At 74.7% G+C, this 14271-nt stretch carries 12 protein-coding genes; 8 read left to right on the forward strand and 4 right to left on the reverse strand.

Going from position 1 to position 14271, the window contains the following annotated elements; all coding sequences use genetic code 11:
* Window positions 1-4: 4 nt before the first annotated feature.
* Window positions 5-1480, forward strand: a complete 1476-nt coding sequence (locus ACF0H8_RS13565; protein WP_395289429.1) for a glutamate--cysteine ligase — start codon at window positions 5-7, stop codon at window positions 1478-1480.
* Here ACF0H8_RS13565 and ACF0H8_RS13570 read toward each other — a convergent pair.
* Complete coding sequence (locus tag ACF0H8_RS13570) at window positions 1477-1920, reverse strand: ester cyclase (protein ID WP_395289430.1); 444 nt, start codon at window positions 1918-1920, stop codon at window positions 1477-1479. The two genes, ACF0H8_RS13565 and ACF0H8_RS13570, sit on opposite strands and share 4 nt — an antisense overlap.
* A gap of 132 nt (window positions 1921-2052) precedes the next feature.
* On the opposite strand from ACF0H8_RS13570, the gene ACF0H8_RS13575 reads away from it, so the two are divergent.
* The 4 genes from ACF0H8_RS13575 (at window position 2053) to ACF0H8_RS13590 (ending at window position 7285) form a co-directional block, all read left to right on the forward strand.
* Window positions 2053-3294, forward strand: a complete 1242-nt coding sequence (locus tag ACF0H8_RS13575) for an amidohydrolase (RefSeq protein WP_395289431.1) — start codon at window positions 2053-2055, stop codon at window positions 3292-3294.
* 126 nt (window positions 3295-3420) lie between these two features.
* On the forward strand, window positions 3421-4725 hold the full coding sequence (locus tag ACF0H8_RS13580; protein ID WP_395289432.1) for a lactate racemase domain-containing protein: 1305 nt from the start codon (window positions 3421-3423) through the stop codon (window positions 4723-4725).
* A 26-nt stretch (window positions 4726-4751) separates the two neighbouring features.
* On the forward strand, window positions 4752-6161 hold the full coding sequence (larC, locus tag ACF0H8_RS13585; RefSeq protein WP_395289433.1) for a nickel insertion protein: 1410 nt from the start codon (window positions 4752-4754) through the stop codon (window positions 6159-6161).
* A gap of 35 nt (window positions 6162-6196) precedes the next feature.
* On the forward strand, window positions 6197-7285 hold the full coding sequence (locus tag ACF0H8_RS13590) for a glutathione S-transferase family protein (RefSeq protein ID WP_395289434.1): 1089 nt from the start codon (window positions 6197-6199) through the stop codon (window positions 7283-7285).
* A gap of 4 nt (window positions 7286-7289) precedes the next feature.
* On the opposite strand, the gene ACF0H8_RS13595 is transcribed toward ACF0H8_RS13590, so the two are convergent.
* Both ACF0H8_RS13595 and ACF0H8_RS13600 read right to left on the reverse strand, forming a co-directional pair.
* Window positions 7290-9005: a hypothetical protein gene (locus ACF0H8_RS13595; protein WP_395289435.1), complete on the reverse strand. Its 1716-nt coding sequence runs from the start codon at window positions 9003-9005 to the stop codon at window positions 7290-7292.
* A 101-nt stretch (window positions 9006-9106) separates the two neighbouring features.
* Window positions 9107-10765 carry an FUSC family protein gene (locus ACF0H8_RS13600; RefSeq protein ID WP_395289436.1) on the reverse strand — a complete coding sequence of 553 codons (1659 nt, stop codon included), beginning with the start codon at window positions 10763-10765 and terminating at the stop codon, window positions 9107-9109.
* Window positions 10766-10984: 219 nt separating this feature from the next.
* Here ACF0H8_RS13600 and ACF0H8_RS13605 point away from each other — a divergent pair, with 219 nt between their 5' ends.
* Complete coding sequence (locus ACF0H8_RS13605; RefSeq protein ID WP_395289437.1) at window positions 10985-11890, forward strand: LLM class flavin-dependent oxidoreductase; 906 nt, start codon at window positions 10985-10987, stop codon at window positions 11888-11890.
* Window positions 11887-12225: a TlpA family protein disulfide reductase gene (locus tag ACF0H8_RS13610; protein ID WP_395289438.1), complete on the forward strand. Its 339-nt coding sequence runs from the start codon at window positions 11887-11889 to the stop codon at window positions 12223-12225. Before ACF0H8_RS13605 ends, ACF0H8_RS13610 begins: the two co-directional genes overlap by 4 nt.
* Before the next feature lie 13 nt (window positions 12226-12238).
* On the opposite strand, the gene ACF0H8_RS13615 is transcribed toward ACF0H8_RS13610, so the two are convergent.
* Window positions 12239-13009, reverse strand: a complete 771-nt coding sequence (locus ACF0H8_RS13615) for an HAD-IIB family hydrolase (RefSeq protein ID WP_395289439.1) — start codon at window positions 13007-13009, stop codon at window positions 12239-12241.
* Between the two features lie 227 nt (window positions 13010-13236).
* Between ACF0H8_RS13615 and ACF0H8_RS13620 the strand changes: the two genes are divergently transcribed.
* The gene (locus ACF0H8_RS13620; RefSeq protein ID WP_395289440.1) at window positions 13237-14061 is read left to right on the forward strand and encodes an aldo/keto reductase; all 825 of its coding nucleotides are present in this window, start codon (window positions 13237-13239) and stop codon (window positions 14059-14061) included.
* Window positions 14062-14271: the final 210 nt, after the last annotated feature.

A 14271-nucleotide genomic window follows, 5' to 3' on the forward strand; every position in this document is an offset into this window, starting at 1 on the left:
ACCATTGGGCCAGGACGTCCGAGCGAGGAGCTACACCCGCGCCGACCACACCCAGTACCGCCGGGCGGTGCAGCGGTGCCTCGACGCGCTGGAACGGATGCTCTCCGAGGGGTTGTTCGTCGAGGACGAGTGGCGCACCGGCCTGGAGATCGAGCTCAACCTCGTCGACCCGGAGCTGCGGCCCGCCATGAACAACGCCGAGGTGCTCGCGCACATCGACGACTGGCGCTACCAGACCGAGCTCGGCCGGTTCAACATCGAGCTGAACGTCGAGCCGCGCCGCATCGACGGACAGTCGCTGCTCCAGCTCGAGAGCGCGCTGCGCAAGAACCTCAACCGGGCACGCGACCGCGCCGGCGACGTCGGCTCCGACATCGTGATGATCGGGATGCTGCCCACGCTGCCCCCGCCGAGCCCGGGGCGCTCGTGGTTCTCGGACAACGCCCGCTACCGCATGCTCGACGAGGCGGTGCTCACCGCGAGGCGCGAGGACGTCACCCTGGACATCCCGGGGCCCGAGCGGCTCCGGCTGTCCACCGACACCATCGCGGTGGAGGCGGCGTGCACCTCCGTGCAGCTGCACCTGCAGGTCCGGCCCACGAGCTTCGCCCGGTACTGGAACGCCGCCCAGGTGCTCGCCGGGCCGCAGCTGGCGCTGGGCGCGAACTCGCCCTACCTCTTCGGCCACCGGCTCATGGCCGAGACCCGCACCGAGCTGTTCCTGCAGGCCACCGACACCCGCCCGCCGGAGCTGCGCAACCAGGGTGTGCGGCCGCTGGTGCCGTTCGGCGACCGGTGGATCAACTCCATCTTCGACCTCTTCGAGGAGAACGTCCGCTACTACCCGGCCCTGCTGCCGGAGGTCGGCGAGGAGGACCCGCTCGCCGTCCTCGACGCCGGCGGCACGCCCGAGCTCGCCGAGCTGCGCCTGCACAACGGCACCATCTACCGGTGGAACCGCCCGATCTACGACGTCTCGGACGGGCGGCCGCACCTGCGGGTGGAGAACCGCGTGCTGCCCTCCGGCCCGACCGTCGTCGACATCCTCGCCAACGCCGCCTTCTTCTACGGCGCGGCGGTGGAGATGGTGAGCGACCCGAGGCCCGTCTGGTCGCGGATGAGCTTCGAGGCGGCGCGCGAGAACTTCCGGGCCGGCGCCCGCCACGGGGCGCAGGCGCGCCTGTACTGGCCCGGCGCGGGCCAGGTGGACTGGGACGAGCTCGTGCTGCGGGTCCTCCTGCCACTGGCGCAGCAGGGCCTGGAGCGCCTGGGGGTGTCGGCCGAGGCCGTCGACCGGTACCTCGGGATCGTCGAGGCGCGCGCGAAGCAGCGGGTCAACGGCGCGAGCTGGCAGGTGGCCGCCACCGAGGCCTTCGAGGCGCGGGGCATGGACCGCACCGCGGCGCTGACGGAGATGCTGCGCGAGTACATGCGCGGGATGAACGCCAACGAGCCGGTGCACACCTGGCCGGTGCCCTAGCCGCCGGCGCCGCCACCCGCCTGCGGGAGCAGCCCAAGCTGGCCGAGCATCTCCAGCTGGTCGAAGTACATGCGGTGCGTCGTGATCACGCCGCCCTCGACGGTGGCCACGTCGCACTCCCGCACCCGGACGCTGCGGCCGGTCGGCTCGGCGGTCTCGCCGCCGGGCAGGGGCAGCGGCCCCGTGTGAGTGCCGGTGATGTATCCCTCGTCGATCGCGACGTCACCGGCCTCGTGCTTGGCCAGGTACTCGTAGTCGGCGTCCGACAACGGCCCCGCCAGACTCCTGAGGTACTCCGCGATGGCGCGGCGGCCCCGGACCTCCCCCTGGTCGGGCGTCACGAGGACCGCGTCCTCCGCGTAGCACGCCGCGACCGCGTCCTCGTCCTCGCGCAGCGCCGCCTGGGTCATCCGGTCCATGACCTCGCGTGCCTGTCCCATCGTCCGCTCCTCGCATGTCGATGCGCCGTCGTCCCATTGAACCGCCGGCGTGCGCGCGGGGTCGAGCCCCTCGAACCGGCCACGTGGGCGTGCAGGGCCGTGCCGCGGGAGCGAAGGCAGCAGTATGGGCGCATGACAAAAGACGACGCAGTCCCTCCACCTCCCCGCCGCGGTGGGAGCATCGCCGTCGTCGGCGGCCGCGTGCTGCCCATCGCGGGCGAGCCGCTCGGCCGCGGCACCGTGCTGGTGCTGGACGGCGTCATCGAGGCCGTGGGCGCCGACGTCCGCGTGCCCGACGGCGTGCCGGTGCTCGACGCCTCCGGCCGGTGGGTGCTGCCCGGCTTCGTCGAGGCGCACGCCCACCTCGGCGTGCTGGAGGAGGGCGAGGGCTGGGCGGGGGACGACGTCAACGAGATGACCGGCCCCAACGCCGCGGCGGTGCGCGCCCTCGACGCCATCAACATCGAGGACGAGGGCTTTCGCGACGCGCTGGAGGGCGGGGTGACCTCCGCCGTCGTCAAGCCCGGGTCCGGCAACCCCATCGGCGGGCAGACGGTGGCCCTCAAGACCTGGGGCGGGCGCACCGTGGACGAGCAGGTCATCAGGGCCGCGGTCTCCGTGAAGTCCGCGCTCGGTGAGAACCCCAAGCGGGTCTACGGCGACCGCAAGGAGCTGCCTTCCACGCGCCTGGGGGTGGCGCGGGTGCTCCGGGAGGCGTTCGTGCAGGCCCGCAACTACGCCGAGGCACGGGCGCACGCGGCCGCGGAGGGCAAGCCGTTCGAGCGCGACCTCGCCCGGGAGACCCTCGCACGGGTCCTCGACGGCGAGCTGATCTGGGACCAGCACACCCACCGCCACGACGACATCGCCACCGCGATCCGGCTCGCCGAGGAGTTCGGGTACCGGCTCGTGGTCAACCACGGCACCGACGGCGCGCGGATCGCCGACGTGCTGGCCGAGAAGCGGGTGCCGGTGATCTTCGGGCCGATGATCAGCAACCGCTCCAAGGTCGAGCTCCGCGACCGCGCCATCGCCAACCTCGCCCGCCTGGCGCGGGCGGGCGTGGAGGTGGCCATCACGACCGACCACCCGGTGGTGCCGGTGAACTTCCTGGTCCACCAGGCGTCCTTCGCCGTGAAGGAGGGCCTCGACCGGGACGTCGCGCTGCGGGCGCTGACCGTCAACCCGGCCCGCATCCTCGGGCTCGACGACCGCGTGGGCGCGCTCGCGCCCGGGCTCGACGGGGACGTCGTCGTCTGGTCGGGCGACCCGCTCGACGTCTACTCCCGTGCGGAGCACGTCATCATCGACGGCCGCGAGGTCTACTCCTACGCCGGCGGGGTGCGCGAGCGCATGGAGCGGTTCGAGGACTGACCGCCGCCACGGTGCCCCGGGGGGCGGCACAGCGGCGCGGCCGTCGCGGCACGCGCTTGCCGGAAGTTGCCGGGAACGGCCCCACGGGCTTGCCCCCGGGGTGCGCCCGGGGGCAGTGTCGTGCTCATGACCGAAACCACGACCGTTCCCCCCGGGCTGGCCGAGCAGGCCGCGACGATCGGCGGCCCCGAAGTGGTGCTTACCGACCAGCAGGTGCACGACCACATCGTCGCCGCGCTCGCCGGGATGGACCTCGACGGCAAGAGCATCGCCCTCGTCGTCCCCGACGGCACCCGCTCCGTGCCGATGCCCGGCCTGCTGCGCCCGGTGCACGAGGCGCTCCGGGGCCGTGCCACCAAGGTGACGGTCGTCGTCGCGCTCGGCACCCACGCCGCCATGAGCGAGGAGGCGATGGGCCGCTTCCTCGGCTTCGAGCCGGGCCGGAGCGAGGAGACCTACCCCGGCTGGACGTTCGTCAACCACGAGTGGTGGAAGAAGGAGACCTTCGCCGACCTGGGGGTCATCCCCGCCGAGGAGGTCGCCCGCTACTCAAGCGGCCGGCTCACCGACCGGCCCATGCACGTCATCGTCAACCGGCTGGTCGTGGAGAACGACGTCGCCCTGGTCGTCGGCCCCGTGCTGCCGCACGAGGTGGTGGGCATCTCCGGCGGCAACAAGTACTTCTTCCCCGGCCTCTCCGGCCACGACGTCATCGACATGTCCCACTGGGTCGGCGCCCTGATCTCCTCCTTCGAGATGATCGGCACCAAGGGCATCACCCCGGTGCGGGCACTCATCAACGCCGCCGCGGACCGGATCCCGTCGGAGAAGCTGTGCGTCTCCGTGGTGACGGAGGCGGGCACCGACCGGCTGCACTCGGTCAGCGTCGGGACCACCGAGACCGCTTGGGCCGCCGCGGCCGGGATCGCCGCCGCCAGCCACATCACCTACCTCGACAAGCCGGTCAAGCGGGTCCTGTCCATCCTGCCGACCATGTACGAGGACATCTGGACCGGGGCGAAGGGCTTCTACAAGCTCGAGCCGGTGGTCGCCGAGGGCGGCGAGGTCATCCTCTACGCGCCGCACATCACCGAGATCTCCACCATGCACCCCGGCCTGCTGAAGATCGGGTACCACAACCGCGACTACTACGTGAAGCAGTGGGAGAAGTTCAAGGACCACCCCTGGGGCGAGCTCGCGCACTCCACGCACCTGCGCGGCATGGGCACCTACGACGCCGAGACCGGCGAGGAGCGCAACCGGGTCACGGTCACCCTCGCCACCTCCATCCCGCGCGAGCAGGTCGAGGCGGTCAACCTCAAGTGGATGGACCCGGCTGACGTGGACATCGCGGCCATGGAGGCGGACCCCGACACGTTCGTGGTGCACAACGCCGGCGAGGTGCTCTACCGCCTGAAGGACCAGGCCTGAACGCCGGGCGGGCGGCCTGGCTCGACGTGAGCGCCGGGGTAGCCGGGGACATGCTCCTCGGCGCCCTGGTGGACGCGGGCGCCGACCTCGGCGAGATCCAGGCCGCCGTCGACGCCGTGGTGCCGGGGTCCGTGCGGCTCACCCGCGCCGAGGCGGTGCGGGGCGGGCAGCGGGCCACCAAGGTCGAGGTCGAGATGCTCGTCGCCGACCCGCCGCACCGGCGGTGGACGGACGTGCGCGAGATGCTCCGGCAGGCCCCGCTCCACGAGACGACCCGGGAGCGGGCGCTCGCCACGTTCGCCCGGCTGGCCGCGGCGGAGGGGCACGTGCACGGCGTCAGCCCGGAGGACGTGCACTTCCACGAGGTGGGTGCCCTGGACTCGATCGCGGACGTCGTCGGCGTGTGCGAGGCGCTGCGGCTGCTCGGGATCGGGCGCGTCACGGCGACGGCGATCGCGCTCGGCGAGGGCCGGGTGCGCGTGGCGCACGGGGACATCCCGGTGCCCGTGCCCGCCGTGGCCCAGCTCGCGCTCGGGTGGCCGGTGCTGTCGGGCGCCCTGCCGGCCGGGGGGCGCGGGCACGACCACGGGCATGAGCACGCGCACCCGCACGCGCACGACGGCGACCACAGCCACCCGCCCGCCGGCGGGCCCGCCCACCCGCACGCGCACGACGGCGACGTCCACCCGCACGACCACGGGCACGACCACCCGCACGACCACGGCACGGGCGCGCCGCGGCAGGTCGGCGAGCTCGCCACCCCCACGGGCGTGGCGCTGGTGCGCACCCTCGCCGCGGCGAGCGGACCGCTGCCGCCGATGACTCCCGTGGCGGTGGGCGTCGGGGCGGGCACCAAGGACCTGCCCGGCCGCCCGAACGTCGTGCGCGTCGTCGTCGGGGAGACCACCGCGGCCCACGCCGCGCCCACGCCGGGCGCGGAGGAGGCGGCGGAGGCGCTCGACGTGGTGCAGGTCGAGGCGAACGTCGACGACCTCGACCCCCGCCTCTGGCCGGGCGTGCTCACCGGGCTGCTCGACGCCGGCGGGCTGGACGCCTGGCTCTCCCCCATCCTCATGAAGAAGGGCCGCCCGGCGCACACGGTGCACGTGCTGTGCGTCCCGGGAGAGGTCGACGCCGTCGCGGGGGCGCTGTTCGAGCACACCTCCACCATCGGGGTGCGCGTGCACGCCCCCCTGCGCCGGCGGGTGCTGCGCCGCGGCTGGCGCGTGGTCGACGTGGCCGGCCGGCGCGTGCGGATCAAGGTCGCGCACGACGGCGAGGTGGTGCACCAGGCGACGCCGGAGTTCGACGACGTCGCCGCCGCGGCGGCGGCGCTGGGACGCCCGGCACGCCTGGTGCTCGACGAGGCCCGGAGGGCGGCCGACGAGGCGGGGCTGCGCGCCGGCGCCCGGGTCCCCGAGGATCTCGACGCCTAGACTGGTTGAAGGTTGTACTGATACGAGGGGGATGCATGAGCAGCGCACCGGAGGCCACCGACTTGCCCGCCGTGGCGGCGGACGAGCACCCCGAGCACAACGAGGGCGGGCGGTACACGGCGCCGGGCAAGGAGTTCACCCGCGACACCCGGTACATCACCACCCGCATCACGGCCGACGGGCGCGACGGCTACCCGGTGGAGGCCGGCCGCTACCGGCTCGTCGCCGCCCGGGCGTGCCCCTGGGCGAACCGCACGCTGATCGTGCGGCGCCTCCTGGGGCTCGAGGACGCCATCTCCGTCGGGCTGCCCGGGCCCACGCACGACGCCCGGTCGTGGACGTTCGACCTCGACCCGGACGGCAAGGACCCGGTGCTGGGCATCCACCGGCTCCAGGAGGCCTACTTCAAGCGCTTCCCCGACTACCCCCGCGGCATCACCGTGCCGGCCGTCGTCGACGTGACCACTGGCGCCGTCGTCACCAACGACTTCGCGCAGATCACGCTCGACCTCTCCACGGAGTGGAGGGCCTTCCACCGCGAGGGCGCCCCGGACCTGTACCCCGAGCACCTGCGGGAGGAGATCGACGCCGTCAACCGGCGCGTCTTCGCCCAGGTGAACAACGGGGTCTACCGGTGCGGGTTCGCCGGGTCGCCGGAGGCGTACGAGCGCGCCTACACGACGCTCTTCCGTGCGCTCGACTGGCTCGAGGAGCGGCTGACGCACCAGCGCTACCTCGTCGGCGACACCATCACCGAGGCCGACGTGCGGCTGTTCACCACGCTCGTGCGCTTCGACGCCGTCTACCACGGGCACTTCAAGTGCAACCGGAACAAGCTCAGCGAGATGCCGGCGCTGTGGGCCTACGCCCGGGACCTGTTCCAGACCCCCGGGTTCGGGGACACCGTGGACTTCGAGCAGATCAAGCAGCACTACTACGTCGTCCACAAGGACATCAACCCCACGCAGATCGTGCCCAAGGGCCCGGACCTCTCGGGGTGGCTGACGCCGCACGGCCGGGAGGAGCTGGGCGGGCGGCCCTTCGGCGACGGGACGGCCCCCGGCCCGGTGCGTCCCGGCGAGGAGGTCGACCCGGCGCACACCGCCGCCGCGATGCGGGGCTGAGGCCCTACTGGTAGCTGACGAAGCTCGGCGTGGGCTGGACCTGCATGGTCTGCTCCGGGCTGAGCATCGGCACGTCCTCGTCGTAGAAGTTCTTCCAGCCCCACCAGCGGATGTTCGGCGCGTTGGCGTGCAGCGTGCCCCAGGTCCCCTGCTTCGCCGGCTGGGAGCCCTGGCCGTCGGCGTGGACCACCACGGCGAGCTCCGAGCGGGACTGGTCGACGTCGTTGACGCCGGGGATCATCCGGACCTGGAACTGGTGCAGCACGAGGACCTTCTGCGGGAGGTTGTTGGTGCGCACCAGGTCGGCGAGCCAGGTCACCACCTGGTTCACCTCCTCGACGCCGACCTGCCCGATCTGGCGCAGGTGCACCTGGTCGGGGGCGAGGCGCCACTCCGGGTCCAGGGCCAGGCCGACGTTCGGCAGGCGCAGCAGCTCCTCGTAGCGCTTGGCCTGGGTGAGGAAGTCCGTCCGGCCCGGCTGGAGGTCCAGCACGACGTACTGACCGCTGCGCTGGGCGAGCTCTACCAGCGGCCGCAGCTCCTCCACCGGGCGCTCGTTGGAGTAGTTCCCGTCCGGGCCGGGTCCGGCGGTGGCGACGGAGGCGATGATCTCCAGCGCCGGCACCACGGTGGTGTCCGTGAGCGCGTCGTAGGGGGCCGCGTGGGCCCGGGCGCGCTCGACCGTGGCCGCGGCGTCCTGCTCGCCGAGCACGCCCAGCGCGGGCGTCCCCGGGGTGCCGTAGAGCGCGACGTACATCTTGCCGGGCAGGGCCAGCTGCCCGCCGCCGGGCAGCTCCACCCCGGTGGCGGCCGTCGCGGTGCGCCAGGCCAGCGTCGAGGCCTCGCCGAACGCCGTGCCGAGGCCGACGACGACGGCCGGGGCGTTGGCTGCCGTGGCCTGGACCGTCTCGCTGCTGGCCCGGGGATCCCCGGTGGGCACGACCTGGACGGTGGCGCCCGCGGTGCGGGCGTTGGCCACGGCGGCCGCCTGGGCCGGGTCGCCCGTGGTCATGACGACGACGCCGTCGGCGGCCGGCTCGGGCAGCGTGGTCTCGGGCAGCTCGGCCGGCGGGTCTGCCTCGGTCGGCCCCTCGTCGTCCCCCCGGTCCTCCGCCGGTGCGTCCGACGCCGGCTCGGCGTTCTGGCCGGGCGCGACGGACCCGCCGTCCGCCGGGGCGGGAGGGGCCGGCGCGAGGAGCACGGGCCGGCGCGGGTCGAGGCCCGCGACGGCGGCCACCTCTCCCCCGGCCGGGACGGGCTCCGCGGTGGGCAGGCCGGTGCCGAGCAGCTCCGCCAGGGCGCCGTCGTCCTGGGGCGCGGTGACCGTCGTGACGTCGGCCGCGGTCGGCACGTCCGCCGCGCCGACCGTGAGCACGGCCTCGGCGTCAAGCCGGGCCAGCTCGGCCTCGACCGCAGCGTCGTCGCCGTCGAGCAGGACGGGCACGCCCAGGGCGCTGGCGGCCGAGGCTGCGCGCAGCACCGTCTCGCCGGTGGTGAGGACGACGACGGGGGCGGCGGCGAAGAAGGCCTGGCTGGTCTGGGCCGCGAGCGTCGCGGCGTCGTCGGTGGCCAGCACCGCCGGCGCCCCGGGCGCGAGCAGCTCGCTCGCCCGCGGCGGGGGCTCGGGGGACCCGGCCGCGTCGGGGCCGGCTTCGGTCGGCGTGCAGCCGGCGAGCACCATCGCCGAGGTCAGGGTAAGCAGAGCGGCACGACGGCGCACGAACGATCCTTCCGGGGTTGGGGGGTCGAGCAGTCACGGTACGTGGTCACCGCCGTCGGCGCACCAGAACGGCCGGGTCCCGGCGGCTGGGGCGGCGGAGGTCAGCGGATGACGGCCCGCACGTTGAGCAGCGTGGTGGGGTCCGGCGGGTGACCCCGCCGGGCGGCCGCGGCGAGGGACCAGCAAGCCCAGGTCGCGCCGCCGACCCCGTCCGCGGGCCCCCGCGCGGCGGCGCACCGCGCGAGCACGGTGAGCCCGAGCCAGGCGGAGGCCTCGCGGGACTCCGCCCAGGGCGCCATGCCCCTGGGGTCGTCGGTACGTGCCCGGGCCGCCACCTGGGCGAGGTCCTGCATGTCCAGGGCCAGCTCCAGCTGCGCCGCCTGCCCGGCCTGGCCGGCCACCGTGCCCGCCCCGATGTGGTCCAGGGCGTTCCCGCACGACTCCAGCACCCGCGCGACGTGGGCGCGCACCATCGGCATCGCGCTGCCCCGCGCGAGCAGGAGCAGCACCGCCACGGCCACGGCCAGGCCGATCAGCGTGTCCAGCAGCCGCTCGGTGACGATGGCGGCGATGTCGCCGTCGCCGCCCGCGGTGGCGATCGTCAGGGCTAGCGGCGTGATCAGGGAGACGGCGACGGCGTAGTTGCGGGGGATCGCCAGCTCGATGGCGCCCTGCAGGAGCGTCAGCATGGCGACGGTGGCCCACTGGCCCAGCTGGGCGAGGCTGACGCCCGCGAAGAAGCCGAGGCCCACCACCGTGCCCACGAGCCGGTTGCGCGCCCGCGCGAGCGACCGGCGCCGGTCGAGCCCCTGGTACAGCACCAGGGCGGCGACCATCATCGCCCAGTACATGTGGTCGGTGCCGATGGCCAGGGCGATCGCTCCCGCCACGGCGATGCCGAGCGCGACCCGGCCGGCGGCGTCGAGCGCCACGGTGGGCCGGCGCAGGCCCCGGGCGAGCAGCCGGCGGGTGGTGGGCGGGCCGAGCGGGCCCTCGGCCGGGTCGGCGGCGAGGTCGGGGTCGGGCGAGGTGCCGGGCAGCATGTGCGTGGCGTAGGCGTGGTGCGCGGCGCGCAGCTGCGCCACGCGGGCGGCGGCGCCGGGCCGCCGCGAGGTCGTGTCCCCGGCGTCCCACAGCACGCCCCACGCGCCGTGCAGGACGGCGCCCGCCTCGTTGGACAGCCGCGGCGCGTCCGGGGAGTACTTGTCCGCGGCGAGGAACCGGTCGACGGCGGCGCGCGCGCCGGCCACCGCCCGGTGCTGGGGGCCCGCCGGGGCCAGCAGCAGGTCGGCCATGGCGATCGGCACGGCGCAGGCCGCCCCGATCGCCGTCGCCGCGACCATGAGCGCGGGCGAGACGGTCCCCTGGGCCGGGATGAACCCCGCGACCCCGGCGACCATGACGAAGAAGAACGCGCCGGGCGGGCCGACGCGCACCGCCTGCGAGGCGAAGGTGGCCGCCGCCCCGATGAGGGTGAGCAGCGCGATGGCCGCCCAGCCGATGCCCGCCGTGAAGGCGCCCGCCGCGGAGCAGGCCACGAAGCTCAGTGCGACCACCACGAGCATCCGCGCCCGGTACCGCAGCGGCCGGCCCGCGCCGTAGAGGACCGTGAACGCGCCGGTGCTGGCCATGAGGCCGAGGTCGTGCTGGCCGGCGGCGGTCAGGGCCGCGAGCGGGATCCCCATCGCGGCGCTGGCCCGGGCCGCGGTGCGCCAGGCGAGCGTCCGGACCGACCTGCGCATCGCGGTCAGGTCGGTCACGTACGCGCTCCTTCTCGGTGGGGTTCCCCGACAGGCTATCCAGCGGGAGCGCGGCCGGCGTGGTGGCCGCGACGTGGTGCTGGCCACGCCGCGGCGCGGGCGCGCCGCGGGCGCGCGGCGGGAGGGTTGCAACTGCACCGCGCGGGAAGGTTCCGGCCGGGTGCCGGGTTGCACGGGACAGAGCGGCGCACACGCGGCGCCCGGACGCGAGGGAGGACCATGCCGGACTACGGCCACGAGGTGAAGGCGGGGGTCTTCCTCACGCCGTCCTCGCGGAGCCCCCGGGAGGTCGTGAACCTGGCCCGGCTGGCGGAGCAGGTGGGCCTGGACCTCCTCGCCCTCCAGGACCACCCGTACCAGCCGGCCTTCCTCGACACCTGGACGCTGCTGTCCTACCTGGGGGCCGCCACCGAGCGCATCACCCTGGCGCCCGATGTCGCGAGCCTGCCGCTGCGGCAGCCGGCCGTGCTCGCGCGGTCCGTGGCCAGCCTGGACCTGCTCACCGGCGGCCGGGTGGAGCTGGGCCTGGGCGCCGGGGCGTTCTGGGACGCCATCGCCGCGATGGGCGGCCCGCGCCGCGGTCCGGGCGAGGCCGTCGACGCGCTGGAGCAGGCCATCGACATCATCCGGGAGCTGTGGGACCCGACCAGGCGGCTGGTGCGGGCGGGCGGTGACGTCTACCGCCTCGACGGCGCCAAGCCCGGCCCCGCCCCGGCGCACGGCGTCGAGATATGGCTCGGTGCCGCGAAGCCCCGCATGCTCCGGCTGACCGGGCGCCTCGCCGACGGCTGGCTGCCGAGCTCGGGCTGGATGCCGCCCGAGCGGTTCGCCGCCGCGAACGCCGTCATCGACGGCGCCGCCGAGGCCGCGGGACGCTCCCCCGCCGCCGTCCGCCGGCTCTACAACATCACCGGCACGTTCAGCGCGAGCCCGGGGTTCCTGCACGGCACGCCGTCGACGTGGGTGGACCAGCTCGGGGACCTCGCGCTGGAGCACGGCGTCAGCACGTTCATCCTCGTCTCGGACGAGCCCGAGATGATCCGGCGCTTCGCCGGGGACGTCGCCCCCGGCCTGCGCGAGCTGGTCGCCGCCGAGCGCGGCGCGGTGCGCACGGAGGCACGATGAGCGCGCCGGAGCGGGCCACCACCACGCTCGCCCCCGAGGACCTCGGGCTGCCCCGGGGCACCGGGCTCGGCGAGCGGGCGACGGTCGTGCAGGTCTCCAGCGCGTTCTGCGCCCCCTGCCGGGCGGCGCGCACCGTGGCGGCGCGGGTGGCCCAGACGACCGAGGGCGTGCGGCTCGTGGAGGTGGACGTCGCCGGGCACGAGAACCTCGCGGCGGCCCTGCGCATCGTGCGCACGCCGACGGTGCTCGTGCTCGACGGCGCCGGGAAGGTGCGCCACCGGCTGGAGGGCGTGCCGCGGCTGGCGTGGCTGCGGAAGGCCGTGCGCGAGCTCTGAGGGCGCTCCGCCGTCAGGCGCGGGTGACGGCCAGGCCGGCGACGATGCCCTCGACGAGCTCCGCGGTCTCCTGCCAGTCCTTCACGGCGCGGGTGCGCAGGCCCAGGCGGACCACCGGGTAGTCGTTGCCGGCCGGGTCGAGCCGGTCGCCGACGAAGAGCATGTCGGGAAGCGCGATGCCGGTCTGCTCGGCCAGGCGCTCCATGCCGTAGGCCTTGTCCACCCCGGCGCGGGTGATGTCCACCGAGGTCGACCCGCCCGAGCGGACCTCCAGGTCCGGCAGCAGGGCGGCGACGGCGTCGCGCAGGCGGGCCTTCTTCTCGCCCGTGGGGTCCCACGCCTTCTTGGCCGCCAGCGGGGCCTGCTGGCCCAGCGCGGAGAAGGTGATCTGGGAGCCGCGGTCCTCGAGGATCTCGCCCCAGGTCCGCTCCTCCCACAGGCCCAGGCGCCGCGCCTCGCCCTCCACCGCGGCCAGGGCGCCGACGCGCTCGGCGTCGGTGAGGTCGTGCGCGTAGACCTGGCCCCACTCCGTGCCGTCGTGGCGCAGGTAGCGCGTGCCGCAGGTGGGCATCAGGTGCAGGCGGGTAAGCTGCTCCGGCCCGGCGGGCAGGTGCGCGAGGACCTGGTCGCGGAACTGGCCGAAGTGGCCGCCGGAGATGATGCACACCGGCACCGACTCCAGCAGGGCCGTCAGCGCCGCGCCCATCCGGGCGGGCATCGGGGACTTCGACGGGGCGAGGGTGTCGTCCAGGTCGAAGGCGATCAGTCGCGGGTGGTCCGTCACGTCGGTCTGGCTCCTCCTCGGCGGCGCCCGGCACGGTCCCGGGCGGACGGCACGCGGGCGCGCACGTCAGAGGCGATTATGCATGCTGCCGCTCCGATGGTGCCGCCTTACGGTGCCCGCCCCGGCCGGCGCGGCCGCGCCGGGCACGGCTCCGGGGCGCTGGGGGGCGCCGCCGGCGGCGGCGGATCACCGGGCCCCTGGCACGGCGCCTGTGCACAATGGCGACCATGACTGTGCCACGACTCACGCTCAACGACGGCCGCTCGCTACCCGCGATCGGCCTCGGCACCTACCCGATGGACGACGACGAGGCCACGGTGGCGGTGGCCGAGGCGATCCGCATCGGCTACCGGCTGATCGACACCGCCGCCAAGTACGGCAACGAGGTGGGCGTGGGCCGGGGCGTCGCCGAGTCCGGCGTGCCCCGTGAGGAGATCCAGGTCGCCAGCAAGGTGCGCGGCAGCGACCAGGGCTACGACGAGACCCTGCGCGCTTTCGAGAAGACCCGTGCCGACCTGGGGCTGGAGTACCTCGACCTGTACCTGATCCACTGGCCGCTGCCGCGCCTGGACAGGTACGTCGAGTCGTGGAAGGCGCTCGTGCGGCTGCGCGAGGACGGGCTGGTCCGCTCGATCGGCGTCTCGAACTTCACGCCCGACCACCTCGACCGGGTGACCGCCGAGACCGGCGTGACGCCGGCGGTGAACCAGATCGAGATGCACCCGGTGTTCCCGCAGGAGGCGCTGCGGGGTGCCAACGCCGAGCGGGGCGTGCTGACGCAGTCCTACACGCCGCTCGGGCGGGGCCGGCTGCTGGACGCGCCGGCGGTCGTGGAGGCGGCCGGGTTCCACGGCGTGACGCCCGCGCAGGTGGTGCTGCGGTGGCACCACCAGCTCGGCGTCCTGCCCATCCCGAAGTCATCGGACCCAGCTCGCCAACGGGAGAACTTCGACATCTTCCGTTTCAACCTGCGCGAGTGGGAGATCGAGCGGATCAGCGCGCTGGCGGGCAGCCGGTACGGCGGCGACCCGGACACGCACGAGGAGTTCTGACGCGCTCTCACCCCGCCCCACCCCCACCGCGCCCGCGCCCGCGCCCGAGCCCGAGCCCGAGCCCGAGCCATCATCTTTTCCCTCAGATGTCGGCTTCTCCCCCAGATGTCGACGCCGCGCGTGCGGCCGTCCCGGCGGCCGGCTCCCGGGAGTAAATGACATCTCGCGGAGAAGTTGACGTCTCGCGAGGGGGTCGGGGGCGGGGGCGGG

The sequence above is a fragment of the Georgenia sp. AZ-5 genome (genome assembly GCF_043952095.1).
Taxonomy (GTDB): Bacteria; Actinomycetota; Actinomycetes; order Actinomycetales; family Actinomycetaceae; genus Georgenia.

Bases quoted from the DNA above. Each gene is read 5' to 3' on its own strand.
- ACF0H8_RS13590 (WP_395289434.1), top strand. From the start codon at position 6,197: ATGAGCAGCGCACCGGAGGCCACCGACTTGCCCGCCGTGGCGGCGGAC.
- ACF0H8_RS13605 (WP_395289437.1), top strand. From the start codon at position 10,985: ATGCCGGACTACGGCCACGAGGTGAAGGCGGGGGTCTTCCTCACGCCG.
- ACF0H8_RS13570 (WP_395289430.1), bottom strand. From the start codon at position 1,920: ATGGGACAGGCACGCGAGGTCATGGACCGGATGACCCAGGCGGCGCTG.
- ACF0H8_RS13620 (WP_395289440.1), top strand. From the start codon at position 13,237: ATGACTGTGCCACGACTCACGCTCAACGACGGCCGCTCGCTACCCGCG.
- ACF0H8_RS13610 (WP_395289438.1), top strand. From the start codon at position 11,887: ATGAGCGCGCCGGAGCGGGCCACCACCACGCTCGCCCCCGAGGACCTC.
- ACF0H8_RS13580 (WP_395289432.1), top strand. From the start codon at position 3,421: ATGACCGAAACCACGACCGTTCCCCCCGGGCTGGCCGAGCAGGCCGCG.
- ACF0H8_RS13575 (WP_395289431.1), top strand. From the start codon at position 2,053: ATGACAAAAGACGACGCAGTCCCTCCACCTCCCCGCCGCGGTGGGAGC.